Genomic DNA, 26,003 nt, shown 5'->3' with positions numbered 1-26,003 from the left:
ACGAAACATGATATAGATCAGGGTTGCTCGAGCAACCGGGACGAGTTCGGAGCGCGAACGACCTTGCATCTTCCCCTGTAACAGTTACCACGCTTCCCGTGTTGGTTCCAGCCGTGCTCGTACATCTCCGTCAGTACAAACACGAGGAAGTGCAGTTCGACGACAACCGGACGACCGGCGAGTCACAGACCGAGGACACCGTCAACCCGGATTCGGAGGAGTATTTCGGCGAAGACATCGACGAATTCGATGTCGAGACGTGGGAGACCGTCGAATACGAAGACGATCCGATCCAGCAACGTTCCGTGACGATCGACGGCGTCACCGCCGTCTCCGTCCCGAAGGAGCCGACCGACGAGGACGACTCGGAGCTCCCAGGACGAACGCTGCAGTGCAGAATGGGAGGGGGCATCGAGTACTTCGAGCAGGCCACGATCGTCGAAGTCCAGGATCACGATCCCGAGAAGCCAGAAGCGGACGGAAAGACGTCGAAAGAAGACGAGCCACAGGGGAAAGCGCCAATGGACGAGGAGCCGTAGGTTGCGATCGGCGACGGCAGCCGATGCCGTCGAAAACCTGTCACACGCGAGAATGACAGCCTCTCCCGGAGGCGGGTCGCTCCCGAAATCGTTTTCAACCGGTCGCGCGGACACTCGGTATGCCGACGGAATCGGACACTCATTATGACCCCTCCCTGGGGAACAAGTTCATCTTCGTCACCGGCGGCGTGATGTCTGGACTCGGCAAAGGGATCACGGCCGCGAGCACCGGCCGACTGCTCAAAAACGCCGGGTTCGACGTCACCGCAGTCAAAATTGACCCGTATCTCAACGTCGATGCGGGAACGATGAACCCCTACCAACACGGGGAAGTATACGTACTGGAAGACGGCGGCGAGGTCGACCTCGACCTGGGGAACTACGAACGGTTCCTCGACGTCGATATGACCTCCGATCACAACATCACGACGGGGAAAACGTACCAGCACGTCATCGAGAAAGAACGTGCGGGCGACTATCTGGGCAAGACCGTCCAGATCATCCCTCACATCACCGACGACATCAAACGGCGGATCCGCGAGGCTGCCGAAGGGACCGACGTCTGTATCGTCGAAGTCGGCGGCACCGTCGGTGACATCGAGGGAATGCCGTACCTCGAGGCACTGCGCCAGTTCGCCCACGAGGAACCCGAGGAGAACGTTCTTTTCACCCACGTCACCCTCGTTCCGTACTCGAAAAACGGCGAACAGAAGACCAAACCGACCCAACACAGCGTCAAGGAAGTGCGCTCGATCGGGCTCCAGCCAGACGTCATCGTCGGCCGCTGTGAGGACCGACTCGACCCCGAGACCAAAGAGAAGATCGCGCTGTTCTGTGACATCCCCACCGACGCGGTGTTCTCGAACCCGGACGTCGAGGACGTCTATCACGTCCCGCTGATGGTCGAGGAGGAAGGCCTAGACCAGTACGTCTTAGAGCACTTCGGACTGGACGACGACGCACTGCCGCCGGAAGAACGCACGAACGACTGGCGCGAGATCGTCACGACCGAGAAAGACGGCGAGATCGACATCGCACTGGTCGGGAAGTACGATCTCGAGGACGCGTACATGTCGATCCACGAGTCGCTGAAACACGCTGGCTTCGAACTCGGCGTCGACGTCAACCGCCACTGGGTGTCCGCCGACGAGATGGCAGACGGCCACGACGGCCAACTCGAGGGCATGGACGGGATTATCGTCCCCGGCGGCTTCGGGATGCGTGGCTCCGAAGGAAAGATCGAGGCCGTCCGCTACGCCCGCGAGAACGACGTTCCGTTCCTCGGCCTCTGTCTGGGCTTCCAGATGGCCGTCGTCGAGTACGCCCGGAACGTCCTCGGCCTCGAGGACGCCCACTCGGCTGAGATGGTCGAAGACACGCCCCACCCGGTTATCGACATCCTCCCCGAGCAGTACGAGGTCGAGGAGATGGGCGGCACGATGCGACTCGGCGAGCACACGACCGTCATCGAACCCGAGACGCTGGCCTACGACCTCTACGACGACACGTCCTGCACCGAGCGACACCGTCACCGCTACGAGGTCAACCCCGAGTACTTCGACGCCTTCGAGGACGAACCCTTGACGTTCTCGGGCACCGCGGGCAACCGGATGGAGATCCTCGAACTCGAGGACCACCCCTACTTCCTCGGGACGCAGTTCCACCCCGAGTACACGTCCCGGCCCGGCCAGCCCAGTCCGCCGTTCCTGGGGCTCGTCGAGGCCGTCCTCGAGGAGTCCGAGGAAGACACGACCGACGAGAGCGACAACGAAGCAGCGACCGACACCGACACCGACACCGACACCGAAACTGAAGAAACCGAGGTAACCCACTAATGGTAGAGACCGACACGTTCGTTCCGGAAGCGATCGAAGAGATAGAAGACGAAATCGGCGACGCAAACGCCGTCATCGCCCTCTCGGGGGGTGTCGACTCCTCGGTCGCCGCCGCGTTGGCCTACGAGGCCGTCGGCGACCAGCTCACACCGGTCTACGTCGACACTGGCCTGATGCGAAAAGGCGAGACCGACCAGATCCGCGAGACGTTCGATTACATGGAGTCGTTGCGGATCGTCGACGCCAAGGATCGATTCCTCGAGGCCCTCTCCGGTATCACCGACCCCGAAGAGAAGCGGTCGGTCATCGGCGAGCAGTTCATCCGGGAGTTCGAGCGCGAGGCGAAAGACGCCGACGCTGACTACCTCGTCCAGGGGACGATCTACCCCGACCGCATCGAGAGCGAGGGCGGGATCAAATCCCACCACAACGTCGGTGGGCTCCCCGAAGTCGTCGACTTCGACGGCATCGTCGAACCCGTTCGCGACCTCTACAAGGACGAAGTCCGTGAGGTCGCACGCCACCTCGGACTCGACGAGATCGTCGCCGAACGGATGCCGTTCCCCGGCCCCGGCCTCGCGGTTCGTGTGATCGGCGAGGTTACCGAGGAGAAACTCGAGGTCGCCCGCCACGCCTGTCACGTCGTCGAGGAGGAACTCGAGGAGTACGAGCCCTGGCAGGCTCTGGCCGCCGTCATCGGCAAGGCGACGGGCGTCAAAGGCGACAACCGCGTCCACGGCTGGGTCGTCTCCGTCCGCTCGGTCGACTCGCGTGACGGCATGACTGCCCGCGCCCAGGAGATCGACTGGGAGACGCTACAGCGCATCCAGTCGCGGATCACTGGCCAGAACGACAACGTCGCCCGCGTCGTCTACGACGTGACTCACAAGCCACCGGCCACGATCGAGTACGAATGAGTGTAGACGTAATCGTCGCCGGCCCCGACGAGGACGACATCACCGCAGCCCTCGAGGCCGAAGGCGCCGATGTCACCCGTGTCACGGGCGTCGTTACCCGACCCGCACTCGAGGAGGCAGGAATCCTCGAGGCTGACCTGTACGTGTTGACCGACATCGGACAGGCGACGACGATCCCGATCGTCTGTGACCTCTCCGAGGAGATTCGGACCGTCGTCTACGCACGGGATACGATACCGGAGTTCGTCAAGGGACAGCTCGATCTCGCCGTCGATCCAAAACTGATGGACGCCGCGATCGTCGCGGACGAACTGATCGATTAACACCGTCCACGACTCGTTTCCGTTCTCGGAACCGGCTCGAGCCGACCACGTTTGGATCCTATAATTGAAATTCGGTATTTCGTCAGTATCTACCGCATAAACGGTGTCGACGCCGAATTCGGACAAGTAAATGCGAATTAAATCCGACGGAATCCGGTATAAGACACTGGTACCATCGCCCCCGTTGAAGTGGGACCTCGTCCATCGTGTAGATGGAGGTCAACGGGAGACCCCACCAAGGCATCCACCGCCTGTACCCGTGACTTCCAGCAACCCCACCCACAGCACCCTTCCCCCCACCACTGCCACACCGTACCGATCCCGGTACCGACCCAGGCCCCGCTGCACCTGCCTGTGGTTTCACCCTGCGGTTGGCACTCGAGGCGTGCCGTTTTTCGCGCCTCGAGGTGGTTTCGACGTGTCGAATAATCGTATCTGAGCTGCGGTCGCGTCGGCGCTAACCGACGGCAGGCCATAGCAGTATCAGTACGTCTCGTTCTCGAAGCGCATCACCGATCGCGAAGTCGTTTCAGTACCGGAATCTCCTCGAGTCGGTCCTCGGATACCGCCTTCCAGTCGATTCCAGTCGGACCGTCGCTGACTGCGGGACGGAGCGTCCGGTCGGGCGTAACGATCAGATCCATCGGGACGTCGTGGGCGTCGAGCGCGACGGGATCGCCGATCACCTGGCGTTCGTGGACCGTCGTCGCGACCGGCGTCGATTCGTCGATCAGCCCGAGATCGTACAGGATCGCGTGCTCGAGGTCGCTGTAGCCTTCGCCTTTACCGATTCGGCCCCCATCCTCGGTGACCGCGACGCTTCCCGAGACGATCAGGTCGATCTCGGGAACGTCCTCGGGGCCGACCTGGACGCCGTGTTCTGACGAGCCCGAGACGGTCGTCGCCGCGTCGTAATCCTCGAGTTCGGCGGGATCGAGCTCGAGGAAACACTGCTCGTCCCGGAGACGGGGAACCGCCATGTAGACGGTCTTCCCTTCCCGAAGTGCCCGGCGACGGACTGGTAGTTGGGGCGCGTCGGGATTGGCCTTGACCGTCGTCGCCGCCTGCCATTCGGACTGGTCGGCGAGTCGGTCCGCAGCCTCGTCCGCGCCGGCGAAGTTCGGTATCCGGCCGTGGGGCGGAAACGGGAAGCGTGCCTCGCCGCTGTCCTCGAGGTCGTCCCAGACGCGCTTCCGGATCGTCTCCTTGTCGACGGCGTCGTCGGGCGCCTCGTCCGCCCGTCGGTCGGCACCGTCCATCTCACTCACCGCCGTTTGCCGCAGTTTCGTCTTCGGCATCTTCGTCGGACTCGGAGGATTCAGCGGCGGCCCACTTGTCCTCGTCGGGCGTCTCGCGGGCGAGGGCGACCAGATGGTCGGCCTCGGGGAGGATGATCTCCTCGAGGGCGAGGCGGGCGGCGTCTTCGTTGCCGGGCAGCGAGAACACCGGGACGCCGTCGGTGACGCCGGCAGCCGTCCGCGACGCGACGGCACGGGTACCGACGGCGTCGTAGGCGAGTTTGGTGAACAGCTCGCCGAAGGCCGAGAGCTTCTTGTCCAAGAGCGGTTCAACGGCCTCGATCGCGACATCGCTTGGCTCGATGCTGGTCGCGCCGGCAGTGACGACGAGGTCGACGTCGTCGCGGTCGATCGTTCGCGAGACGATCGACTGGACGCGATCGTGGTCGTTCCCGATGTGTTCGCGAGTGGCGATCTCGTGGCCGGCCGCCTTCAGGGCCGTGACGACTGCTTCGCCGGCGGCATCGGTCGCGAGCGATCGCGACGTCGCGATCGTTACGACGCCGATGCCGAGCGAACGTTCTTCCTCGGCTGGCTGCTCGTCGTGGTCCTCGTTCGTTTCGGGTTTTGCCTCCGACCAGCCGTCCGTACTACCCTGTGACGTTTCGTCTCCGCTCGAGTCCGACGCGGTCATGGCGCTCCGTTCGACCGCGACGGGGTAAAGCGCTGTCACTGCGACGGTTCGATCCCCGAATCGTTCATACTGTCGGACAGCAGTCAGTGAGACGTCGGTCGCGCTACTGCGACCGATCGTCGAATCGTGCTGTCCAACAGTATCAGTTGGAGGTCCAGTTCTGGTAGGCAAACCGTTATGAGGTGTGTTTTCGTCATTCGGGGGTGTATGAAGGCAGTCAAGGTCACGGAACACGGCGACACGGACGTCATCGAGTACGGCGAGTATCCCGATCCTGAAGTCGGTCGCGGCGACGTTCTGGTCGACATTAAAGCGGCAGCACTCAACCACCTCGACATCTGGACGCGACGTGGGATGCCGGGACTGGATCTCGAGATGCCACATATCCCGGGGAGTGACGGCGCCGGCGTCGTCGAGGAAGTCGGCGAGGACGTCACCCGCTTCGAGGAAGGCGACCACGTCGCCGTCTCGGCTGGCGTCGGCGACCTGCGGATGGACGATCCGACGCTCGATCCAAACTTCCACATCATCGGCGAACACGTAACGGGCGTCCACTCCGAGTACGCCGCGCTCCCGGAGGAGAACCTGATTCCCGTTCCCGAAGACGTCGACTGGACGGTCGCCGGCTCGAGTGCGCTGGTTTTCCAGACCGCCTGGCGGATGCTGATCGAACGCGCCGAACTCGACGCCGGCGAGAAGGTCCTCGTCTTGGGCGCAAGCGGCGGCGTCGGCCACGCTGCCTTACAGATCGCCGACTACGCGGGCGCGGAGGTTTATGCGACCGGCAGTACGGAAGCAAAACTCCAGTACGCCGAAGACCACGGTGCCGACTACGTCTGTAACTACGAGGAGGAGAACTTCGCCGACTGGGTCCGCTCGGAAACCGACGGTCGCGGCGTCGACGTCGTCGTCGAACACGTCGGGGCCCCCACCTGGCAGGACTCGCTCAAGAGTCTCACCAAGGGCGGCCGGCTGGTCACCTGCGGCGGGACCGGCGGTGGCAACCCCGAAACTGACATTCCGCGGATCTTCTGGAACCAACTCGAGATCATCGGCTCGACGATGGCCACGCCAGAACAGGTCGACGACGTAATGGGTCTGGTCTGGGACGGCACCTTCGAGCCCGCGATCCGCGAAGAGCTTCCGATGAGCGAGACCGCACGCGCACACGAGATCATCGAGAACCGGGAAGGGTTCGGCAAGGTCGTCGTTCGTCCGGACAGCGAACTCTGAGACAGACAGGTGGCTGTCCGACAGTATGAGTTCCGTCCCCATCGGGTTCGGACTCGACTCGAAACGTGCCGAAACCGTGAGGGCTTTGACCACGGACTCGAACGTTCGTGTGTGAGCTCGAGCGACGACGGCGGCTACGTACACGATCCGACCGCGTTCGACGACGATGGGGACCGGACCGAGTCAGCCGACGAGGAGTGGCTCGAGCGGCCGATCCACCCCGAGGAAGCCGACCGAGAGTTCGACTGGCGCGGCTGGGTCGTCGTCGGGATGATCGTCCTGACGTTTATCGTCGCCCCGATCGCGATTACGTTCTGGCCGCCAGGTGTCGGCTACTACGTTGCGCTGATTATCCTCCCGCTGTTCCCCGCGTTCTTTCTTGCAGTAACGGCCGTCTGGGCGACGACGCGGCCCTAATACGGCCTGCTGTACCGTTTTACCGGCGAAACCACGACCTATCTGTGGGGTCGCCGATACGGACTACAGCCATCCGTATAAAAATACGAAACGCGTTTCGATCGTCTACTCCTCGAGGCGATCCTCGAGGCGCTCGACGACGTTCGATCCGTGGACGCAGTCCCGTTCAGGGACGTCCTCGCGGTCGAGATAGTCGCTCATCGCGTCGGTGAGTCGTTGCATCTGCCGACCGGTGAATACGTCAGTTCCGTTTCCGGCTTCGATCTCTTCGAGGAGGTCGATCGCCCACGACGGCGGTGTCTCGTCGTCGTCGATAGCGCCGTCGATATAGTCTACGAGGGTGGCGTGGGCGACCCATTGCTCGTCTCTGGAGAGCGTGACTTCGTGCGTCTCGGTTTCCGGTGGTTGGGAACTCATTACGTCACACGGACCGGTTTCATGGTCCTCGCCCCAGGCTACGAACGGGTTACTTATAAACCTTGTTGCCTGTTATCATGCGTCGAAACTGAAACGTCACGATGATCGACCAGTATCCGTTTACGAATACAGCCAGAAACAGTTACAGTCAGCAAACGGAATCGTTTTGTTCGGCTGAAGACACTACGTGTCGCGAATGTCACGGCGCATCGCGATCTCGAACCACGGACAGAGCCGCAGTTGGCGGTACCACTCCGGATTCGAATGGAGTCGCTCGTAGGGAGCCCACAGCAGACCCGCGACCTCTTCCTCGTTGGGCGCGACGCTGCGGTCGGTCAACGTCAGTTTCAGGACGGCACAGACCTCGTGTTCGACGCCCGCGTTCTCGAAGTAGCGTTTGTACTCGAAGCGGTCGGTCAGACGCAGATCGCCGTACTGGTCGGGCGTGATCCCTAGTTCCTCCTGGAGTCGTTCCCGCGTCGCCTCAATCTGGCTCTGGCCTTCGATAGGGTGGGAGGCAACGGTACCATCCCAGTAGGTTCCCCAGAGCCGTTTCTCGGGTGCACGCTGAGCGAGTAAGACGTTCCCGTCGCCGTCGAAGACGAGCGCGGTAAACGCCCGGTGGCGAATCCCGTCGCCGGTGTGGGCCTCGAGTCGGTTGACGACCTCGAGTTCGGTGTCGTCGGCGTCGACGGCGACGACGTGCTGTTCGGCGTTTTCGTGGCGCAACTCGTCGCGCTGGTTACTCATGCCGGCACAGTCGTGGCGAATCCCCAAACCAGTACCGCCTCGTCCGGTCGTCGAAGCGACAACACCGAAATACGGGGCGGGCGTACCGACACGTAGGCCATGTTCGCGGTCGATCTTCACGCGCACACGCGATTCTTCCACGGACGACGATCCCTCGGGGATCGGTTCGACCCCTACGGCTTTCGACTGCTCGCTCACGCCGTCGATCGTCGCGGTCTCGACGGCGTTGCGACGACGAACCACGACTACTCCACGCGGTTTTCCGCGACCGACGTGACGACGATCCCCGGGATCGAGGTGTCGACGACACACGGCCACGTCCTCGTGATCGGTCCCGATCCGCCGACCGAGACCGTTCCGCTCGAGTATACGCCAGCCGAAGTCGTCGAACTGGCACACGACCGCGACTGTGTCGCAATCGCCGCTCATCCCTACCGCGATAGTGAAGTCACGAGCGACCGGTTCGCAGACGTCCCCTTCGACGCGGTCGAAATAAACGGCAAACATCCGCGTACGAAGCCACTCGTCGAGGAGATCGCCGCCGAACGCGACCTACCGATCGTCGCCGGCAGCGACGCCCACTTCCCCTTCGAAGCGGGCCGGGCGTACACGTTGGTCGACGCGGAGACGCTCACGCCGGAATCGGTCGTCGACGCCATCCGAGCCGGTCGCGTCGAACCACGCATCGAAACCCGTCCGGTCGACGAACTACTCCGAGATGGCTATCGACGGGTTCACCAACGGAAACATCCCGACGAGATGTTAGCCCGGTCGGCGACAGCTATTGCTCACCTCGCCGAAACACGAGATTGCGGATAAAAGAAAAGAGTAATGGAGAATCCGATCGGCCGAAACTCCTGCCGACTTCGACTGTGTGTTACTCGACATGGTGATACTGTCGGACAGCACGAGTCACCGATCGGTCGCATGGCTGCGGCCGTCACCTCGGAGACAGCCGCGATTTCGCGACCGACGGTTCACTGACTGCTGTCCGACAGTATTACTGACTGCTGTCCAGTAGTATGAGTCGCGGTCGGACGGTACGAACAGCGTACCGTTTGTTCGTACAACAATCGAATTACACCGTGAATACGGGCGTCAACTGTAGTGACTGACTGCTGTAGGCGACGATAACTTAACCGGGCCCTAGCCGAGAGTCACCGAACAGACGCCAAATGGCTCACCAAGCGACAGGACGTTCCTACTCGGACCGAGAGAGAACGGCCGCCGGAGCCGTCCGGACGATGGCGGACACCGACGCCGGTCTCGAGGTGACCGTACGGAACACGATCCGGGCGATCGATCGCGACCGATGGAACGACGTCGTCGAACGCTCCGACCACGGCACCGTCTTCCATCGATACGAGTGGCTCGCGGCGATCGAGAACGCGCTCGGCCATCCAGCCAGACACCTCGTCGTCGAGAAGGATACGAACCCGATCGGACTCTTTCCGAACTTCGTCGTCGATCTCCCGAAGACGCCGTTTTACCGACTGAGTTCGATCTATCCTGGCTTCGGCGGCCCGTTGTTGACGACCGACGTTACCGACTCGCTCTCGCTGCTCCTCGAGGTGGTTCCCGAACTCTGTGATCGGCGCACGATCGTCCACGAGGTCCGCGCCTGTAACACCGACTTCCTACGGTACAACGACTTCCTCGAGGCCAACGGCTACGGCTCCAGTCGCGTCGGCGGGCGATTCGTGATGAACCTCGAGAAGGGATACGATCAGGTGTTCGACGAGATGGCCAGTTCCAAGCGACGGGCGATCCGGCGCGGGCGGGAGACCGATCACGAGATCGTCGACGCCGACCTCTCGTCCGAGGAGCTGACTCGCTTCCACCGGCAGTACGAACGCCGGATGAACAACATCGACGCGATGGTCTACCCCCTCGAGTTCTTCGAAGAACTCGCGGCCATGGAGGATCGGGTCCTGCTCCTCCAGCTCTATATCGAGGGCGAGTACGCCGGTGGCTTCCTCGAGTTGCTAAACGACGAACAGAACTCGATTCACGGCTTCTTCTCCGGTATTCCTGCCGAGTATTTCCAGTATCACGCCTCGGAACTGCTCTACGACTACCTGTTTCAGTGGGGGATCGATAACGGCTACGAGTGCTACGACTTCGGCGGTGCCGGCGCGGACTTCGAGGACGGCGCGTTCCAGTTCAAAGAGGAGTTCGGCGGTACGCTGCTCCCGAACGTCTACTGGGAGCGCGGCACAAGCCCGACGTGGAAACTCGTTGCGACCGGACGAACGCTGTACAACCGCCATAACCGCTAGTACCGTTCCAACCGTCGACTGATGGGTGCAAGCAGCCGACGACCATCGATACCGTCATACGGACTCCTGTCGTCATACGGCAGTCCGTATCAGTGACCGTAGTTCTAATACTGTCGGACAGCAGTCAGTGATACGGATTGCTGTAACGATGTACTGGCGCAACCGCAGCCGGGTCACGGTTGCGCCGGTAACGACGTACAGTAGTCCGTATGAGCCGTCGGTCGCGACGTCGCGGTCGTCTCCGAGGTGACGGCCGCAGCCATGCGACCGATCGGTGACTCGTGCTGTCCGACAGTATAAACCCGAGTCGCCCGTACACCACGGTATGACGATCGTCGCAGCGGTCGACCGATCCGAACGAGCGGTCGCAGTGATCGAGCAGGCGAACGAACTGGCCGATCGATACGACGTCGAATTACACGTCGTCCACGTAGGCGACCCGACGGTCGACGCCCGAGAGGCCTTTACGGACGTCTCGGAGGAGGCGCTTCGAACCCGGACCGGCAGATTCTCGGAGACCGTTCTCGAGCAGGCCCAAGACGAGGCGGCCAAAGTTGCCGTCGAGGCCGCCGAGCGGGCCAACGGCCTCGAGTCCTACGAGGCGGCTGGACTCGTCGGCGACGCCGCAGAAGTCATTCGGAACTACGCCTCCGAACACGACGCCGAGTACATCGTCGTCAGCGGCCGCAAACGGCGTCCGCTTGGCCAGGCACTGTTCGGAAGCGTCACGCAGTCGCTGCTGTTGAACGCGGACTGCCCGGTCGTCGCCGTCCCGCATACCGATTCGTAAGCGACACGATACGCTGTCGTCACCGTCTCGCTATCCGAGCTCCTCGTCGAGGATCAGTCTCGTTTTCGTACTGACGACTTCCTCCTGGTCGCGGGCCTGCGTGATGAGATCGTTGACCCCGCGGGTGTCTGCCGCGTCGACGACGAGTACGACGTCCTGTTCGCCCGAAACCATCCAGACGAAGTCCACTTCCTCCCACTCGGCCATGCGTTCGGCGATCGCTTTGGTGTCGACGTCGACCGCGACGCTGACTTCGATCATCGCCTTGACGTTGCCCGTCCGGGTCGAGATCGTAAACCGCTCGATGACGTCGTCTTCCATCATCCGCTCGACACGGTTGCGGACGGTCCCCTCGCTCGTTCCGACCTCGTCTGCGATCTCCGTGTACGGTGTTCGGGCGTCTCGACGGAGAATATCGAGGATTTGTCGGTCCAGATCGTCCATAGAGATCTGTCGATACGGGTGACCCGCACTTACCGATTACGAAATTCGTAACTCAGCTTCGAAGACAACACTTATGACGGTCGATCCAATACGTAGATCGTAATGACACCTGCCTACGTTGCACTCGAGGGCGGCCACGTAATCGAGGGTCGTGGTCGTGCACCGGGAACGGCTCGCGGCGAACTCGTTTTCACAACGGCGTATACTGGCTACGAGGAGAGTTTGACCGATCCTTCCTACGAAGAACAGGTCCTGACCTTCTCCTACCCGCTGATCGGTAACTACGGGGTCCGCGAGGAGCGGTTCGAGGACGACCGCGTCCACCCGCGTGCCGCGCTGGCAAAGGAGTTCACCGAAGACGTCGCCGAGTGGCTCGAATCGGAGGGCGTCCCCGCCGTCGACCACCTCGACACCCGCGAGGTCGTCACCGACATTCGCGACGGGGGTGCGATGAAGTGTGGTATCGCCGTCGGCGAGGACGTCACCGAGGAAGACGCCCTGGCCGAACTCGAGCAGTGTAAGGGCATGAGCGAACATACCGACATCGGCGCACAGGTCAGCGTCGACGAGACGGTCGTCCACGGCGAGGACAACGACGGTGCCGACGTCGCCCTCATCGACTGCGGTGCGAAGGGTTCGATCGTCGACTCGCTGCTGGCTCGCGAGGCGACCGTCCACGTCCTCCCCTACGACGCAAGCGCCGAGGACGTCGCCGAAATCGATCCGGACGTGCTGTTCGTCTCCAACGGCCCCGGTGACCCAGCGAACTACGAGCAGGCCATCTCGCTGGTCCAGGAGTTCGTCGAGGACACGCCCGTCGCCGGCATCTGTCTCGGCCAGCAGATCGTCGCCGAGGCCCTGGGCGGTACCACCGAGAAGATGGACTTCGGTCACCGCGGCGTCAACCAGCCCGTCATCGACCTCGAGTCGGGCCAGGTCGTCATGACGACGCAGAACCACGGCTACACCGTCGACGAACCCGGCGACCATCTCGAGGTCACCCAGATCAACGTCAACGACGACACGCCGGAAGGCCTAGACGGCGTCGAGCACGACATCATCACCCGACAGTACCACCCCGAGGCCAACCCAGGCCCGGAGGACACCCTCGACTTCTTCGACGACGTCCTCGCGATGGCCGATTCGCGAGCGTCGACCGCCGTTCCCGCCGACGACTGATCGGCAGCAGTTCGTTGTCGTTGTGCCGTTTCGAATTTCGTACCGCCTCGCCGACTACCGAACGGTCCACACCGGAACCGGCGAGCGTCGGAAGACGGTTTTCGCGACGTCGTCGCCGAACAGTCGCTCGGCCACGCTGCTGCCGTGGCTGCCCGTCACGACGACGTCGTCGACCGTATCTATCTTTTCAGTCCCGATTCGGATTCAATCAGTGTTCTCGAACCCGTAGACGGCGTCGACCGACGCGGTGACTCTCGCTGGACCGGAGTCGATGTCGGTGCTCGGTCCCGCCGCAGCGTCGTCATCGGCCTCGGTCATGTAGCTCCGGTCGGCCGTCGCCGCGACGACGTCGACGTTTCGCGTCGAGACGGACTTCGTCCCCGTAATCGTGACGTTACGGTTCTCGGCGATGTAGCGCGCTTCGTCGTCGGCGTTCGCGAGGGCCTCCTCGAGCGCCTGATCACGCAACTCGGCCCGGGTCTCGTCCGTCAGGCCGAAGTCGATCTGCCCGATGTCGTCCGCGCCGGCGGCGGCGACCGCCTCGATGCCCGCGTCGACAGCCTCCTCGATGCCGTCCGGGACCGAGAAGAAAACGTCCGATGCCACCCGTCTCGGTGCCGTCGGCAAAGCGGATACCGTTGGATTTCACGTGCTTGAGTGTTTGCCACGCGAAGATCAGCGACTCGAGTTCGTCGAGGTCGGTTCGCGCTCGGTGACGACCTCGAGATCGACGACCACGAGGCTGTCCTCGAGTACGCTCTCGAGCGCGCTCGCGAACGCGACGTCTCGGCAACGGGGCGAATTCGGTCCGGCCGAAGCGTTTCGAGTGGCGTCCTCGCAATCGCCGGGGACGAGGACGAACGGGTCGAAACGATCCTGCTTGGCTGGCGCGGGCGACCGCGCCGGCGCGACGTCGTGCTGGGCGGTCACATCGACGAGATCCTCGCCGACGCACCGTGTGACGTCCTCGTCGAGCGGATCGATCCCGACCGGCCGGCGGACGTCTCGTCGGTCCTCGTTCCCGTCGCTGGCGGTCCGAACACCGACCTTGCTGCTCGAGTCGCCGGCTCGATCGCCCGCATCCACACGCTCGCGTCGAACTGCTTACTGTCGTTTCCAATCACGACGAGAAAAGCGTCGCCGACGCCCGCGAGTTGCTTACCCAGACCTCGACGGAACTGGGTGTCGTCACGTCGGTCGAGCAAACAGTTCTCGAAGGCGAGGCACAAGAGACGATTCTCGAGCGAACCGGCGACCACGACGTGACGATCGTCGGTGCGGCCGAGAGCGGACTGCTGCGGCGAGTGCTCGTCGGTGAGATCCCCGAGACGATCGGTCGCGAGGCCGACAGTACGGTGGTAATGGTGAAACGCCACCAGAACGTCTCCGAGGCGCTGTGGCGACAGCTACGCGATCGAATCCGGAGATTCAGTCGACGACGGCGACAGGCACTCGAGTAATACTGTTGGACAGCAGTCAGTGAGACGTCGGTCGCGAAATCGCGGCCGTCACCCTCGGGACGGCCGCAGTCGCGCGACCGATCGTCGAATCGTGCTGTCCAACAGTATCACGAACCCCCTCGAGTCGTCTCACGTCGTCGCCAGTAGCGCCCTCGTCACGCTCGTCCTCGTCGGCGTCGCCAGCGGTCGTGACTCTCGTGTTAGGACTGTTCATCCCTGGCGTCGTCTGTAAACGCGTCTGTCGGGGTTGGACGAACGACGGACGACGATCGGTCTCCCGGAGACCGCCGTAGCGAAACGTCCGCCACTTTCGTCGCCACCGAACGTCACTGCACACCCGACCATCCGAGGGGAGCGCGGGTCGAGGCGACCACCGGAGCGAGTCCCCCGAACTGGCGGGCGGGGACCGACGTGACCCGTGAACCCTGCGAACGATGTGTGAATCGTCCTCTTCGTTACGACAGATGATGCGCCACAAAAGAAGAAGATTTACTGCCACCGGACGAACCGACCGCCGATGACGAACACCGACGAGAGCAAGCCGGCGGTGACCGTCGTAGAAACTGTCGACGAACTGATCGGCGAGACGCCGTTGTTGCGACTGGACGCGTTCGCCGACAACCTATACGGCAAGGTCGAAGCGGGGAATCCCTACTCCGTCAAAGATCGCATCGCTCGCGAGATGATCGACGCCGCCGAGCGGGCGGGTTCGCTCGAGCCGGGTGGGACCGTCGTCGAGGCGACCAGCGGTAACACGGGAATCGGCCTGGCGTCAGTCAGCGCATCCCGCGGGTACGACTGCGTCCTGACGATGCCCGAGTCGATGTCCGAGGAGCGTCGAAGCCTGTTGCGGGCACTCGGTGCGGAACTCGAGCTCACGCCGGCCGAAGACGGGATGACGGGTGCAAACCAGCGTGCAGCGGCGATCGCGGCCGAACGCGAGAACGCAGTGCTTGCGAGACAGTTCGAGAACGAGGCAAACCCCGCCGCCCACCGCAAGACTACTGGGCCGGAGATCTGGCGTGCGACCGAAGGGGCCGTCGACGCGCTCGTTGCGGGCGTCGGTACCGGCGGGACGATCACCGGCATCAGCGAGTACGTGAAAGAACGGCAGGGCAAGGAGTCGTTTACCGCGATCGCCGTCGAACCCGCCGACTCTCCGACGCTCTCCGAGCAGTGTTCCGACGGCCACGACATCCAGGGGATCGGTCCCGGGTTCGTCCCCGACGTGCTCCGGACCGACCTGATCGACGAGGTTCGTGGCGTCGACGCCTCGAGTGCCAAGGAAGCGAGCCGGAAACTGGGGCGGACCGAAGGGCTGCTCGTCGGGATCTCCTCCGGGGCCGCGCTCGCGGCCGCCGCCGACTACGCGAGCGAACACCCCGAGGAGACGACCGTCGTCGTCCTCCCTGACACCGGTGAGCGATACCTCTCGACGGATCTGTTCGACCTCGAGTAAGGCGCGAGAGCCGTTTGGCCCTACTCGTGCCGGAAGCAACGAAAGCTCGCTCCGCTCGTCTTTCGAGCTTTAGACACTCTTCGCGCTGCTCAGTCGTGTCTAAAACTACGCTGGCCCGTAAACGCCATCGCCATGCCGTGTTCGTCTGCGGCCTCGATAACGTCGTCGTCGTTGACCGAGCCACCGGGCTGGACGACCGCCTCGATGCCCGCGTCGGCGGCCTCCTCGATGCCGTCCGGGAACGGGAAGAAGGCGTCCGAGGCCATCACCGCGCCCTCGGCGTCTTTGCCTTCCGCGTGTTCGTCGGCTTTCATCGCCGCCAGTCGGACTGCGTCGACGCGGGAGACCTGTCCCATCCCGATGCCGACCGTCTCGGTGCCGTCGGCAAAGAGAATGCCGTTGGATTTCACGTGCTTGAGCGTCTGCCAGGCGAAGACCATCGACTCGAGTTCCTCGTCGGTCGGTTCGCGTTCGGTGACGACCTCGAGGTCGTCGACGGTGATCGACTGTAAGTCGCGTTCCTGGACGAGTCGGCCGCCGACGAGCGGTTTCTCGGTGAAGCGCTCGGTGCGCTCGCCTAACTCCCCGACGTCGAGCACGCGCAGGTTCTCCTTCTCGAAGAGCACCTCGAGGGCGTCGTCGGTGTAGCCGGGTGCGACGACGACTTCCTTGAAGGAGTCGATGATTTCCTCGGCCGTTTCGGCGTCGCACTCGCGGTTCAGCGCGACGATGCCGCCGAAGGCACTCATCGGGTCCGTCGAGAGGGCCTTCTCGTAGGCGTCGGCGAGGGAATCGGCCGTCGCACAGCCTGCGGGATTGGTGTGTTTGATCACCGCGGCGGCGGGCTCGTCGAACTCCTTGATCAGGTTCAGGGCGCCGTCGGCGTCGTTGTAGTTGTTGTAGCTGAGCCCTTTCGCACCTTCGTTCAACTGCTCGGCGTGGACGACGCTCGCTTCGTCTGCAGTGTAGTCTGCGTACACCGCGGCGTCCTGGTGGGGGTTCTCGCCGTACCGGAGGGTGTCGACGCGGTCGCTCGAGACGAGTCGGCGGTTCGAAAGCCCGTCGTGATCGCCCTCCTCGGTCGTTGCGACGTCTGCATCGACGGTTACCTCGCCCGCTTCCGTATCCACGTCGACGGCACCCTCGGCGAACCACTTCACGGCACGCGGGTACGCACGGAACTCGCCCTCGTAGAGGACCCGTTCCTTGAGACTGTCCTCGTCGTCGCCCTCGTAGACCGGAATCGGCTCCTGGGTGACGATCGGGCCGGCGTCGATCTCCGCTTCGATCACGTCGCCGTCCTCGTCGGTCGCGTCGGTGACGACGTGGACTGTACAGCCAGTGACCGAGACGTCGGCCTCGAGCGCGTCGCCCCAGGCGTCCATCCCGGGGAACGCGGGCAAGAGCGCGGGGTGGACGTTCAGGGTCGTCGGCGCCTCGTCCAGGAACGTATCCGAGAGGATACGCATGTAGCCGTCCAGACAGACCAGATCGAACTCGTAGTCGGCAAGCGCCTCGAGGACGGCTTCCTCGTGGGACTGGCGATCCATGTCGTCCTCGATCGGGACGACTTCGGTCGGGATCCCTCGCTCCGTCGCAGCTTCGAGGACCGGCGCGTCCTCGTCGTTCGTGAGCACGACGGCGAGTTCCGCTCCGCCCGGCCGTCGATCGGCGATGTTCAACAGGTTGCGCCCTCGGTTGCCGGCCATCCCGGCGATTCGCGTCATGGTCGGACTCCCGCTCGCGAGGGGCAAAGCCGTTGCGGTCTCGACTGCCGTTATATACACGACCATGCATTACAACGGCAGTATTTCCGTCCGCCAATCTCGAGATATGCATACTCGTGGCCTCGAGCGGCGCCGACTTCGATACGCTTTTGCACCGGGCGAGGAACTGTCGCACGATGACCGATACCGACGCCCTGTACGCCGTCTCGCCCCTTGACGGTCGGTACAGTAGCCGGACCGCACCGCTGTCACCCTACGCGAGCGAGGCCGCGCTCATGCGAGCCCGGATCCGCGTCGAGGTCGAGTACTTACTCGCACTCGCGGAGCTAGAAGCGACGCCACTCGAGATCGACGCCGACGAGCGCGACCGGCTCCGGGGACTCTACCAGCACTTCGCCGAGGAAGACGCCCGCCTGATCAAGAAACTCGAGACCGAAGGTCATGCCGGCTTCGAGGCGACGAACCACGACGTCAAGGCCGTCGAGTACTTCATCCGGTACAACCTCCCCGAGGACAGCGACGCCTCGCCGTGGATTCACTTTGGGCTGACCAGCGAGGACGTGAACAACCTCGCCCACCGGCTGCTCGTCCGGGACGCCGTCGACGAGGTACTCTTGCCGAAGCTGTACGACGTCCGAGATGCACTCGCCGAGATGGCCCGCGAGTACCGCGACCTGCCGATGCTCGCTCGCACCCACGGTCAGCCCGCGACGCCGACTACCTTCGGCAAGGAGATGGCCGTTTACGCCTCCCGGCTCGGCCGCGCGACGGGCCGGATCCGCCAGGCGACCGACGAACTCAGCGGCAAGCTCGGTGGCGCCTCCGGCACCTACGCCGCCCACGACGCGGCGTATCCCGAGGTCGACTGGTCGGCCGTCGCCGAAGCGTTCGTAACGGAACTGGGACTCGAGTTCGAGTCGCTGACGACACAGGTAAACCCGTGTGACGATCTTGCGGCCGTCTTCGACGCGTTCCGCGGCGCGAACGACGTGCTCCTCGATCTGGATCTCGATATGTGGCTCTACGTCTCCGACCGCTACCTCGGCCAGGAGGCCGTCGAGGGCGAGACGGGGTCGTCGACGATGCCCCACAAGGTCAACCCGATCGACTTCGAGAACAGCGAGGGGAACCTCTCGAAGGCCAACTCCGATCTGACCTTCCTCGCCGACTACGTCACCACCTCGCGGCTCCAGCGGGACCTCTCGGATTCGACCGTCAAGCGCAATATCGGCGCTGCGTTCGCTCACTGTCTGATCGGCTACGGCAAGACGCAGGCGGGCCTCGAGAAGGTCGTCCCTACCGAGCAAGTGATGCGCGAGGACCTCGAGTCGACGCCCGAGATCATCGGCGAAGCCGTCCAGACGATCCTCCGTCGCGAAGGCCAGGCAGACGCCTACGAGCGGGTCAAGGCCGTCACCCGTGGGAAAGACGTCACGCTCGAGGACTTCCGGGAGATGTTCGACGAACTGGATGTCGACGAGGACGTCCGCGAAGAACTCCACGCGCTGACGCCGACGGGTTACACCGGCGTCGCGAGCGAACTGGTTGATAATCAATAATAGTCCGGCCTTGGAGTGACCTCATCTAATCAGTATGGTTTGATTCAGGTCGTCAATCGACAGCTATGATCGAGTATCTTTTTCAGGAAATCGCACAATCCTGTCCTTCCTTGTAGGGGATGATATTTTTATTTCTTATCTTGTACTACCGTCGTTCAACTTTCAATACCGGAGACTGCTCCCGTAAACGACTGCATCAGGTTCCACGTGTCTAAACCGGCCAGTTTCCGAAGCATATTTTAGGAGTATTGATACGGTCCGTTATATTCTTTACCGGTGATCGCTCGGACGGAGCAGCGATCACCGGTAAAACGTTACAACGATTCGTATGAGACGGCCGTCGCTCTAACCCTCCCAAACCATCGAATGAACCTCGACCCTTCCGTCTTCATGGGTCTGGGAAAACTAGTCTTTGAGTATCTTTTTAATCTTCTGATAAGAAATTGGCCGAAAGATTCGGCCCGTTCGGGTCGGAATCGCGCCTTTTCTGGAGATACACTGGAAACGCCACTCGCTTGCCAACTGATATGAACTATTGATGGAAACACTTATTATCTAAGCACTTAATTATTAAATGCAATATACAAGACGGTATTTGAATCTTCAAATGAAAAGATAGATAGAATTTCCCTTGTAGCAACCGATTGGCCGGTTATACAGAGGGAGAGCTAATGGTGCGCAAATCAACTTCTGATCTAGCGCGAATGGGACGTCGACGGTTTATTGAGGCTCTAGTCGGACTTGGAGTTTCGACGACTGCCGCTGCTGGGTTAACTTCGGAAAGATTGGAAGCCTTAACAGACGATCCCGAAAACGAAGTACCACGTTTGTCCGGATACAAGCGAATCGAAGGCAAAAATGGTAACGAACCCTCTTATGAACCAGAATACTATACTATCCCTCGTGACAAGTATGTCCGAGTTGAATCATCGTATAGTGCGGCTGGTAAAATTTCGAACCGTGTAGGCGAATTCGATGATTCTGACTCATACAGCGTCGGTGTTACAAGCCGAACGAACGGTCACCATTCGGAGAAGGTAATTAAAGTAACTCAAATACAAAGTGAGCAGGAAGATAATGGAGCGGATCTGAGTCTCACTGAAGTTGAAGGTCGACTCCCAACCGAAATTACTGGTGACGTTCCGGCAAACGCTAGATCAGTAAAGAACGTTCTTTCATGAGCCACCATCGAAGGACTACAATCGTCGGCCTCGGTCTGGTACTGGCAGCAGGATGTACGAGTCTAAGTTCGGGCAATGACGATGATGAAGATTGGTACCTCGTGGGAATACCGTACGACTCCTCGCCGAACGGCGCCGAAACGACGAGTGCAGACGATCCAAAACTGGACGACATCGACGCGGTACAGATGCTCGTTGACGACGCCCTTGACTCGAGTCAACGGAGCAATCGGCGAATCGCCAGCGACGAACGCGACCTCGTAGAAGACCGGTTAGAATCGCTCCCGGTGTACGAGGGTGATGATGAGTATGTGCGTGGCACGTACGTGACCCGCGATTCGGAAGCGGTCGCACTATTCCTCGAACGGGAAGATTGAGGCCGTCTACGGACGACCGGTGTCAATCTTCTGCTCGGTTGCGAACGCAGCATCCCTCTTCTCGGCAACTGTTACTGCATACTGTTTCTACCGGGACTCCGCTGCCTAATCACGCTGTATACGTCTCGAGCGAACGGCCGCAACTCGTCAGGCAGTCCGTTGTAGAAAAGATGTCACGCTTCAGGACTTCCGCGAGATGTTCGGTGACCTCGAGCGGGCACCTGTCCTCGAGTCACCTCAGCCAACGAGACGGGCCTGTTTCGGAGTGTTTGTAACGCAGTACCCGGTACTGCAGACATACTACCTGCGCTATGAGTGGTTCTCTCACTCGTCCGTCGCTGACTGACGACCACGTCGGTATCGCGCTCGTGCTCGCCTCCGCGGTGGGGTTCGGAACGCTCGGTATCTTCGGGGTCTACGCTCAGCGGGCCGACCTCTCGATTCCGACGGTGCTCGTCTTTCGTTTTCTGCTCGCCGCGGTCCTCATCTGGGGCTTTCTCGCGTACCGGGGCCAGGCGACGATCCTTCGGGGGCGGCCCCTGGCTGGGGCGATCGCGCTCGGCGCGTTCGGCTACACGGCCCAGAGCGGCCTCTACTTCCTCGGACTGGAGTTCATGACCGCTGGACTGGTCGCGATCGTCCTCTATACGTACCCGGCCTTCGTCGTCGTGCTCGCAGTCGCCACGATCGGCGAGCGTGTGACCCGGACCATGCTCCTCGCGCTCTTCCTTGCCTTCGGCGGGATCGTCCTCGTCACCGGCGCGAACCCGGCGGGTGCATCGGTCGTCGGCGTACTCATCGTTCTCGGCGCCGCACTCGCGTACGCCTTCTACATCACCGGCTCGAGAGCGGTGCTCGAGACGGTCGACCCGATGGTACTGACCGCCTACGTGTTGCCCGCCGCTGGCGTCTCCTACGTCCTCATCGGCACCGCCACCGGCCAGCTCGAGGTGCCGACGACGCCGTCGGCGTGGACGATCCTGCTCTGTATCGCCGTCTTCGCGACCGCCGTCCCGGTCGTGACGTTCTTCGCTGGACTGCAGTACATCGGTGCCAGCCGCGCGAGTATCATCAGCACCGCCGAGCCGCCGGTCACGGTCGCCCTCGGTGCCGCGCTGTTTGCCGAGCCGGTCACCGCCGCGACCGTCGTCGGGGGCGTGTCGATTCTGGCCGGCGTTATCATTCTCGAGCGGGAGTGAGTCGGCCTCGCCGTCACGAGTCGACCCGACGTGACGTGTCAGTAGCTATTTCTATCACAGGCGACTACGAGCGCGTGTGTCCACGAGACGATCGGTCGCGACGTCGATCCCCCCGCGCGTTCGTGCCCTCGGACTCTGTCTGGTCCTCGCCGTCGGCGGCTGGCTGACCGGGTTCGCCGCAACGCTCGGGGTCGAGATACACCTCCTCGCACAGGGATACGACGCCGCGTCGATCACCCAGATCGGTGCGTCCGTCGCGTTCAACGTCGTCGGCGCCGGTGGCCTCGCCCTGACGTACCTGATCGTCCGCCGGAACGGCTTCGATCGGGCGTTCGTCTGCGAGTTCCTCCGCGTTCGACGGCCGACGATCCGAGACCTCGCGTGGGTCGTCGTCGGCCTGGTCGGTGCGTTCGTCGTCCTCGCCGGCTACCAGACGCTCGTCGAACTCGTCGACCCGTTCGGGACAGGTGGCGAGGGTGAAACCCACTCGAGCATCGAGGAGGGGCGCCAGTATCCGGCGCTGTTTTTGGTCGGGATCCCGATCGCGATCTTTCTCACCGGACCCGGCGAAGAACTGCTCTATCGGGGCGTCATTCAGTCGCGTCTGGACGAATCGTTCCCGACGACCGTGGCGATCCTCCTCGCGGCAGTCGTCTTTACCGTCGTTCACCTTCCCGTCTACATGGGCGACGAGTTCGGCGCCGTGCTCGTCAGCCTCGGGACGGTCGGCTCGCTGGGGCTGTACCTGGGTGTCCTGTATGAACTCTCCGACACCCTCGTCGTCCCCGCAGTGATCCACGGGCTGTTCAACGCGACCGTCTACCTCACGAACTTCCTGACGTACGCCTGAGGCGAACGACTCGGCATCGTCCGGTTTCGAAACTGCGTCACCGTCGTCGATCCGCCTCGCGCTCGTCGTCATCGTCTCGAGACGTCGTCTCGTCGAGGCCCCACTCCCAGTCGCTCTCGGCGGGACCGACCGTGGCGTCTCGTCGCTCGTCCGCTGTCGGGGTGTTCGGTTCCGAGGGGTGTGATTCGTCGTCGCTCGAGTGCTCGCGTTCGGGCGGCTGACTCGAGTCGACGTCGAAGAGCCACTCGTCGACGCCGACGCGCCGTCGTAGTATCGCACCGATCGCGACGGTCGCAAGTCCCATCGGAACCAGCGCGCCAAGCACTGGGACGAGCTGGCTGCCGCCGAGAACGATCGCACCGACCGCGACGCCGGCAACGAGCGGTGTCGAGTCACCGCCGATCCGACGGGCGAGCCGATCACCGACGGCGACGGCACCGAGACAACTCCCGACGAGCAACAGTCCCGCCCAGAGGAGCAGTCCCGGAATCGAGACTGGGCCCGCAATCGAAGTGAGCGCCGGCCACTCGAGTAGCGACGCGGCGGTCAGTGGCGACGCCACGACGACGAGCAGGCCGAAGAAGCCGAGAAAGCCGGCCGCAAACGAGCGACCCGGTCGTCCGGCTATCTCGTCGCTGATCGACCGTACCGCGTTCGGGGCACCCGCGACGGCGACGGTACCGACAACGACGGCGAGGACCGTCACGCCGACCGCGATATCGAGTGCCTGCGAGGGGATCGGACCGACGCCTGAGAGTGCGGCGGGGCTCGTCTTGGCTGGAGGAGACGCCAACGCCGCAAGCACCGCACCGGCGACGGAAACGGGAGGCGGGGACACGTGCGTATCGTTACGTTAGCCAGTAGCGACAAAAAACGTGCGATCGGGTTGATCGAGACCATCGGTGTGACGGGCGCCCTCGAGACGAGATCGCGCTGACGACCGCTCCCGTCGCCGAGACCAACACCGCTTTGGGACGGTGCTTCCAACGATACCTATGAGCGATGCGATGATCGACTACCTCTTTCCGGAGATCGCCACTGCCGTCCTGTTCGTCGTGGCGATCCTCGGGATGATTGCGCTCCTCTATATCTCCACTCGATGGTAGCGAAACGGGGAGCCACGGCTATTCGACGAACGATCGAACGGTCTCCTCGAGCGCGGTGGCAGCCTGCCACACCGCCTCGACCCGGACGTACTCCCGGGGTGCGTGGGCGACGGCGCCGTCGTCGTCGGCGAGAACCCCGGGGCCGAAGACGACCGTCGGCGCGTCGGCAGCGAAATAAGAGGCTTCCGTAGCGGCGGTAAACGGCCGGACGTCGCCTCCAGACGCGCTCGCGAGGGTCTCGACGATCTCTGCGTCGGGATCAGTGTCCCAGGCCTCGAGGAACGGCGTCGGGCGATCCGTAAAGCGAAACTCGACACCGACGTCCGCGGAAACCGCGGCTTCTAGCTGATCGGTCAGCGCCGCGTGGAACGCCTCGGCCGTCTCGGGCGGGACGCTCCGGCGGTCGACCGTCAATGCGCAGTCGGCCGGCACCTGATTGGTCGCCTCACCCCCCTCGACGACCGTCGGCGTCAGCGTCGCCGCGCCGAGTTGCGGATGGGCCGGCGGTGCGTCTGCCCGCTCGTCGAACGTTCGGATCGCGGAAAGGACGGACTCGAGTGCGGCCACGGCGTTGACGCCCGTGTGGGGTTCGGCGGCGTGGGCGTTGGCACCGGTCAGGTGAATCGTTCCCTGGAACCGTCCCTTCGCGGCCGTACAGACGTCGAGATCGGTCGGTTCGCCGACGATCACGGCGTCGGCGTCGCGCGTCGGCGCGTCGTCGCCGGTCACGAGTTCGTACGCACCCGTCGAGAGTACTTCCTCGTCGGGCGTGATCGCGAGCGTGACACGGCCATCGGTCGGCTCGACCGCAAAGAAGGCGGCCAACAACGCGGCGAGTGGCCCCTTCGCGTCGCAGGACCCGCGACCACGGATCACCTCGTCGCCGTTTGCCTCGGGTGCGTCCGCGTCGCGTTCGAACGGAACGTGTGGCGAGACGGTGTCGATGTGGGTGTTCAGGAGGACGTGCGTCTCGGCGTCGCTCGGCCCACGCGTCGCGACGACGTTGCCGCCGTCGTCGACACGGGGCTCGACGCCGTTTGCCTCGAGCGTCTCACAGAGGAACGTCCGCATCGAGGCGACGTCCTCGTGAGAGGGATACTGAACGGCGGTCTCGAGGAAATCGATGGGATCGAACGCGGTATCGCCGCTTCGCTTGATTCCGGCGTCGCCGGCTCCCGTCGTGGCGTCGTCCCCGCTCACAGTTCCGCCGGCGACTCGACGGTCACTTCGCCGTCGAACTCGTGTTCGACGGGACCGATAAGCGTCGCGTTCCCGCGGTCGTTGAAGCTCACACGCAAGTCACCGCCCGGCGGATGGACGTCGACCGGGTCGGCATCGGTGAGTCCGAGTCGTCGCGCGACGACGGCGATGGCGACCGCACCGGTCCCACAGGAGTCGGTCTCGGCCTCGACCCCGCGCTCGTAGCTTCGCTGATCGAAGCCGCCGTCGCCGTCGGGACTGGCGATCGTGACGTTCGTTCCCGCGGGGAACCTGTCGCCGTAGCGGATCGGCGGGGCGACGGTCTCGAGGTCGACGTCGTCGACGTCGTCGACGAACGCGACGGCGTGGGGAACGCCGGTGTTGACCATCGTTACCTCCAGGCCCTCCATCTCCTCCTCGAAGACTGGTTCGTCGGCCCGGACGGGGACTTCTTCGGGATCGAAGGTTGGCGTGCCCATCTCGATGGTGATGCCGTCGTCGGTGCGGTCCGCACGGAGGGTGCCTGCCTGCGTGTCGATCATGACGCTGTCGGTGTCCGTCCGTCGCATGGCCCACTCGGCGGCACAGCGTGCGCCGTTGCCACACATCGGCGCCGTCGCGCCGTCGGGCTGGACCAGCGTCATGATGACCCGTGGCGGTTCGAATCGCTCTTCTAAGGCGAGATAGAGAATTCCGTCGGCACCGACGCCGTCCTCGCGGTCACACTCGCGTTCGGCGAGGGCGCCCCGATCGGGGACGTACTCGTTTGCATGAATGATCAGAAAGTCGTTGCCGGTGCCGTGGTACTTCTGGAATGGGACAGTCATTGT

General features: G+C 63.0%; 29 protein-coding genes and 2 pseudogenes. 18 read left to right on the top strand and 13 right to left on the bottom strand.

Annotation, left to right across the window (positions count from 1 at the left end; all coding sequences use genetic code 11):
• The first annotated feature begins 113 nt into the window (after positions 1–113).
• The 4 genes from RBH26_RS05630 (at position 114) to RBH26_RS05615 (ending at position 3,614) form a co-directional block, all read left to right on the top strand.
• Entirely contained in the window at positions 114–539 is a 426-nt protein-coding gene (locus RBH26_RS05630) for a hypothetical protein (RefSeq protein WP_306757144.1), read from the top strand.
• A gap of 119 nt (positions 540–658) precedes the next feature.
• Positions 659–2,374 carry a CTP synthase (glutamine hydrolyzing) gene (pyrG, locus tag RBH26_RS05625; RefSeq protein ID WP_306757143.1) on the top strand — a complete coding sequence of 572 codons (1,716 nt, stop codon included), beginning with the start codon at positions 659–661 and terminating at the stop codon, positions 2,372–2,374.
• Positions 2,374–3,291, top strand: coding sequence for a glutamine-hydrolyzing GMP synthase (guaA, locus tag RBH26_RS05620; protein ID WP_306757142.1), 918 nt, complete (start codon positions 2,374–2,376; stop codon positions 3,289–3,291). Before pyrG ends, guaA begins: the two co-directional genes overlap by 1 nt.
• On the top strand, positions 3,288–3,614 hold the full coding sequence (locus RBH26_RS05615) for a CTP synthetase (RefSeq protein WP_306757141.1): 327 nt from the start codon (positions 3,288–3,290) through the stop codon (positions 3,612–3,614). Before guaA ends, RBH26_RS05615 begins: the two co-directional genes overlap by 4 nt.
• 509 nt (positions 3,615–4,123) lie before the next feature.
• Here RBH26_RS05615 and RBH26_RS05610 read toward each other — a convergent pair.
• The gene (locus RBH26_RS05610) at positions 4,124–4,873 is read right to left on the bottom strand and encodes a 5-formyltetrahydrofolate cyclo-ligase (RefSeq protein WP_306757140.1); all 750 of its coding nucleotides are present in this window, start codon (positions 4,871–4,873) and stop codon (positions 4,124–4,126) included.
• Between the two features lies 1 nt (position 4,874).
• Positions 4,875–5,546 (bottom strand): molybdopterin-binding protein, encoded by a 672-nt coding sequence (locus RBH26_RS05605; RefSeq protein ID WP_306757139.1) that lies wholly within the window; start codon positions 5,544–5,546, stop codon positions 4,875–4,877.
• 207 nt (positions 5,547–5,753) lie between these two features.
• Between RBH26_RS05605 and RBH26_RS05600 the strand changes: the two genes are divergently transcribed.
• Positions 5,754–6,779, top strand: coding sequence for a zinc-binding dehydrogenase (locus RBH26_RS05600; protein ID WP_306757138.1), 1,026 nt, complete (start codon positions 5,754–5,756; stop codon positions 6,777–6,779).
• A 111-nt stretch (positions 6,780–6,890) separates the two neighbouring features.
• Positions 6,891–7,196 (top strand): hypothetical protein, encoded by a 306-nt coding sequence (locus RBH26_RS05595; protein ID WP_306757137.1) that lies wholly within the window; start codon positions 6,891–6,893, stop codon positions 7,194–7,196.
• 105 nt (positions 7,197–7,301) lie between these two features.
• On the opposite strand, the gene RBH26_RS05590 is transcribed toward RBH26_RS05595, so the two are convergent.
• Together RBH26_RS05590 and RBH26_RS05585 are read right to left on the bottom strand one after the other, a co-directional pair.
• The gene (locus RBH26_RS05590) at positions 7,302–7,613 is read right to left on the bottom strand and encodes a hypothetical protein (protein ID WP_306757136.1); all 312 of its coding nucleotides are present in this window, start codon (positions 7,611–7,613) and stop codon (positions 7,302–7,304) included.
• Positions 7,614–7,796: 183 nt separating this feature from the next.
• Positions 7,797–8,363, bottom strand: coding sequence for an NUDIX domain-containing protein (locus tag RBH26_RS05585; RefSeq protein WP_306757135.1), 567 nt, complete (start codon positions 8,361–8,363; stop codon positions 7,797–7,799).
• A 99-nt stretch (positions 8,364–8,462) separates the two neighbouring features.
• Here RBH26_RS05585 and RBH26_RS05580 point away from each other — a divergent pair, with 99 nt between their 5' ends.
• The 3 genes from RBH26_RS05580 (at position 8,463) to RBH26_RS05570 (ending at position 11,432) form a co-directional block, all read left to right on the top strand.
• Positions 8,463–9,182 (top strand): PHP-associated domain-containing protein, encoded by a 720-nt coding sequence (locus RBH26_RS05580; RefSeq protein ID WP_306757133.1) that lies wholly within the window; start codon positions 8,463–8,465, stop codon positions 9,180–9,182.
• Between the two features lie 356 nt (positions 9,183–9,538).
• The gene (locus RBH26_RS05575) at positions 9,539–10,642 is read left to right on the top strand and encodes a GNAT family N-acetyltransferase (protein WP_306757131.1); all 1,104 of its coding nucleotides are present in this window, start codon (positions 9,539–9,541) and stop codon (positions 10,640–10,642) included.
• A gap of 325 nt (positions 10,643–10,967) precedes the next feature.
• A complete protein-coding gene (locus tag RBH26_RS05570) occupies positions 10,968–11,432 on the top strand; it encodes a universal stress protein (RefSeq protein WP_306757130.1) in 465 nt (154 codons plus the stop codon).
• 30 nt (positions 11,433–11,462) lie between these two features.
• On the opposite strand, the gene RBH26_RS05565 is transcribed toward RBH26_RS05570, so the two are convergent.
• Positions 11,463–11,876: an Lrp/AsnC family transcriptional regulator gene (locus tag RBH26_RS05565; RefSeq protein WP_306757129.1), complete on the bottom strand. Its 414-nt coding sequence runs from the start codon at positions 11,874–11,876 to the stop codon at positions 11,463–11,465.
• A gap of 102 nt (positions 11,877–11,978) precedes the next feature.
• On the opposite strand from RBH26_RS05565, the gene carA reads away from it, so the two are divergent.
• The gene (carA, locus tag RBH26_RS05560; protein ID WP_306757128.1) at positions 11,979–13,055 is read left to right on the top strand and encodes a glutamine-hydrolyzing carbamoyl-phosphate synthase small subunit; all 1,077 of its coding nucleotides are present in this window, start codon (positions 11,979–11,981) and stop codon (positions 13,053–13,055) included.
• A 54-nt stretch (positions 13,056–13,109) separates the two neighbouring features.
• Here carA and RBH26_RS05555 read toward each other — a convergent pair.
• The 3 genes and pseudogenes from RBH26_RS05555 to RBH26_RS05545 all read right to left on the bottom strand — a co-directional run.
• A pseudogene (locus tag RBH26_RS05555) lies at positions 13,110–13,223 on the bottom strand (universal stress protein); the annotation flags it as partial.
• Between the two features lie 36 nt (positions 13,224–13,259).
• Positions 13,260–13,559, bottom strand: a complete 300-nt coding sequence (locus RBH26_RS05550; protein WP_306757374.1) for an SIMPL domain-containing protein — start codon at positions 13,557–13,559, stop codon at positions 13,260–13,262.
• Between the two features lie 30 nt (positions 13,560–13,589).
• Positions 13,590–13,784, bottom strand: a pseudogene (locus tag RBH26_RS05545) (phosphoribosylglycinamide formyltransferase); the annotation flags it as partial.
• Here RBH26_RS05545 and RBH26_RS05540 point away from each other — a divergent pair.
• Together RBH26_RS05540 and RBH26_RS05535 are read left to right on the top strand one after the other, a co-directional pair.
• Complete coding sequence (locus RBH26_RS05540) at positions 13,782–14,321, top strand: universal stress protein (RefSeq protein WP_306757373.1); 540 nt, start codon at positions 13,782–13,784, stop codon at positions 14,319–14,321. The pseudogene RBH26_RS05545 and the gene RBH26_RS05540 sit on opposite strands and share 3 nt — an antisense overlap.
• Complete coding sequence (locus tag RBH26_RS05535) at positions 14,210–14,515, top strand: hypothetical protein (RefSeq protein WP_306757389.1); 306 nt, start codon at positions 14,210–14,212, stop codon at positions 14,513–14,515. The genes RBH26_RS05540 and RBH26_RS05535 overlap by 112 nt, the downstream gene beginning before the upstream one ends.
• Before the next feature lie 16 nt (positions 14,516–14,531).
• Here RBH26_RS05535 and RBH26_RS05530 read toward each other — a convergent pair whose 3' ends face one another.
• Positions 14,532–14,729: a hypothetical protein gene (locus RBH26_RS05530; RefSeq protein WP_306757124.1), complete on the bottom strand. Its 198-nt coding sequence runs from the start codon at positions 14,727–14,729 to the stop codon at positions 14,532–14,534.
• Between the two features lie 303 nt (positions 14,730–15,032).
• Between RBH26_RS05530 and cysK the strand changes: the two genes are divergently transcribed.
• Positions 15,033–15,974: a cysteine synthase A gene (gene cysK / locus RBH26_RS05525; protein ID WP_306757123.1), complete on the top strand. Its 942-nt coding sequence runs from the start codon at positions 15,033–15,035 to the stop codon at positions 15,972–15,974.
• Between the two features lie 89 nt (positions 15,975–16,063).
• On the opposite strand, the gene purH is transcribed toward cysK, so the two are convergent.
• Positions 16,064–17,701 carry a bifunctional phosphoribosylaminoimidazolecarboxamide formyltransferase/IMP cyclohydrolase gene (gene purH, locus RBH26_RS05520; RefSeq protein WP_306757122.1) on the bottom strand — a complete coding sequence of 546 codons (1,638 nt, stop codon included), beginning with the start codon at positions 17,699–17,701 and terminating at the stop codon, positions 16,064–16,066.
• A 176-nt stretch (positions 17,702–17,877) separates the two neighbouring features.
• On the opposite strand from purH, the gene purB reads away from it, so the two are divergent.
• The 5 genes from purB to RBH26_RS05495 all read left to right on the top strand — a co-directional run bounded on the left by purB (position 17,878) and on the right by RBH26_RS05495 (position 22,867).
• Complete coding sequence (gene purB / locus RBH26_RS05515; protein WP_306757121.1) at positions 17,878–19,260, top strand: adenylosuccinate lyase; 1,383 nt, start codon at positions 17,878–17,880, stop codon at positions 19,258–19,260.
• 671 nt (positions 19,261–19,931) lie between these two features.
• Entirely contained in the window at positions 19,932–20,441 is a 510-nt protein-coding gene (locus tag RBH26_RS05510) for a hypothetical protein (RefSeq protein WP_306757120.1), read from the top strand.
• Positions 20,442–20,542: 101 nt separating this feature from the next.
• Complete coding sequence (locus tag RBH26_RS05505; protein ID WP_306757118.1) at positions 20,543–20,818, top strand: hypothetical protein; 276 nt, start codon at positions 20,543–20,545, stop codon at positions 20,816–20,818.
• Positions 20,819–21,129: 311 nt separating this feature from the next.
• Positions 21,130–22,017, top strand: a complete 888-nt coding sequence (locus RBH26_RS05500; RefSeq protein WP_306757116.1) for a DMT family transporter — start codon at positions 21,130–21,132, stop codon at positions 22,015–22,017.
• Positions 22,018–22,093: 76 nt separating this feature from the next.
• Positions 22,094–22,867 carry a CPBP family intramembrane glutamic endopeptidase gene (locus RBH26_RS05495; protein ID WP_306757114.1) on the top strand — a complete coding sequence of 258 codons (774 nt, stop codon included), beginning with the start codon at positions 22,094–22,096 and terminating at the stop codon, positions 22,865–22,867.
• A gap of 37 nt (positions 22,868–22,904) precedes the next feature.
• Here the strand turns inward: RBH26_RS05495 and RBH26_RS05490 are convergent, their stop codons facing one another.
• The 3 genes from RBH26_RS05490 to dapF form a co-directional block, all read right to left on the bottom strand.
• On the bottom strand, positions 22,905–23,705 hold the full coding sequence (locus tag RBH26_RS05490) for a hypothetical protein (RefSeq protein WP_306757112.1): 801 nt from the start codon (positions 23,703–23,705) through the stop codon (positions 22,905–22,907).
• A gap of 286 nt (positions 23,706–23,991) precedes the next feature.
• Positions 23,992–25,131 carry a M20 family metallopeptidase gene (locus RBH26_RS05485; protein WP_306757372.1) on the bottom strand — a complete coding sequence of 380 codons (1,140 nt, stop codon included), beginning with the start codon at positions 25,129–25,131 and terminating at the stop codon, positions 23,992–23,994.
• 38 nt (positions 25,132–25,169) lie between these two features.
• Positions 25,170–26,000 (bottom strand): diaminopimelate epimerase, encoded by an 831-nt coding sequence (dapF, locus tag RBH26_RS05480; protein WP_306757110.1) that lies wholly within the window; start codon positions 25,998–26,000, stop codon positions 25,170–25,172.
• Positions 26,001–26,003 lie beyond the last annotated feature (3 nt).

Source organism: Natronolimnohabitans sp. A-GB9 (genome assembly GCF_030848565.1).
GTDB lineage: Archaea > Halobacteriota > Halobacteria > Halobacteriales > Natrialbaceae > Natronolimnohabitans.
Note: the sequence above shows the minus strand (reverse complement) of the source record. Positions and strands in the feature narration are given on the sequence as shown.

Coding starts and splice junctions, on each gene's coding strand:
- pyrG (WP_306757143.1), top strand. CDS start 659: ATGCCGACGGAATCGGACACTCATTATGACCCCTCCCTGGGGAACAAG.
- guaA (WP_306757142.1), top strand. CDS start 2,374: ATGGTAGAGACCGACACGTTCGTTCCGGAAGCGATCGAAGAGATAGAA.
- RBH26_RS05615 (WP_306757141.1), top strand. CDS start 3,288: ATGAGTGTAGACGTAATCGTCGCCGGCCCCGACGAGGACGACATCACC.
- RBH26_RS05610 (WP_306757140.1), bottom strand. CDS start 4,873: ATGGACGGTGCCGACCGACGGGCGGACGAGGCGCCCGACGACGCCGTC.
- RBH26_RS05605 (WP_306757139.1), bottom strand. CDS start 5,546: ATGACCGCGTCGGACTCGAGCGGAGACGAAACGTCACAGGGTAGTACG.
- RBH26_RS05600 (WP_306757138.1), top strand. CDS start 5,754: ATGAAGGCAGTCAAGGTCACGGAACACGGCGACACGGACGTCATCGAG.
- RBH26_RS05590 (WP_306757136.1), bottom strand. CDS start 7,613: ATGAGTTCCCAACCACCGGAAACCGAGACGCACGAAGTCACGCTCTCC.
- RBH26_RS05585 (WP_306757135.1), bottom strand. CDS start 8,363: ATGAGTAACCAGCGCGACGAGTTGCGCCACGAAAACGCCGAACAGCAC.
- RBH26_RS05580 (WP_306757133.1), top strand. CDS start 8,463: ATGTTCGCGGTCGATCTTCACGCGCACACGCGATTCTTCCACGGACGA.
- RBH26_RS05575 (WP_306757131.1), top strand. CDS start 9,539: ATGGCTCACCAAGCGACAGGACGTTCCTACTCGGACCGAGAGAGAACG.
- RBH26_RS05570 (WP_306757130.1), top strand. CDS start 10,968: ATGACGATCGTCGCAGCGGTCGACCGATCCGAACGAGCGGTCGCAGTG.
- RBH26_RS05565 (WP_306757129.1), bottom strand. CDS start 11,876: ATGGACGATCTGGACCGACAAATCCTCGATATTCTCCGTCGAGACGCC.
- carA (WP_306757128.1), top strand. CDS start 11,979: ATGACACCTGCCTACGTTGCACTCGAGGGCGGCCACGTAATCGAGGGT.
- RBH26_RS05530 (WP_306757124.1), bottom strand. CDS start 14,729: ATGAACAGTCCTAACACGAGAGTCACGACCGCTGGCGACGCCGACGAG.
- cysK (WP_306757123.1), top strand. CDS start 15,033: ATGACGAACACCGACGAGAGCAAGCCGGCGGTGACCGTCGTAGAAACT.
- purH (WP_306757122.1), bottom strand. CDS start 17,701: ATGACGCGAATCGCCGGGATGGCCGGCAACCGAGGGCGCAACCTGTTG.
- purB (WP_306757121.1), top strand. CDS start 17,878: ATGACCGATACCGACGCCCTGTACGCCGTCTCGCCCCTTGACGGTCGG.
- RBH26_RS05510 (WP_306757120.1), top strand. CDS start 19,932: ATGGTGCGCAAATCAACTTCTGATCTAGCGCGAATGGGACGTCGACGG.
- RBH26_RS05500 (WP_306757116.1), top strand. CDS start 21,130: ATGAGTGGTTCTCTCACTCGTCCGTCGCTGACTGACGACCACGTCGGT.
- dapF (WP_306757110.1), bottom strand. CDS start 26,000: ATGACTGTCCCATTCCAGAAGTACCACGGCACCGGCAACGACTTTCTG.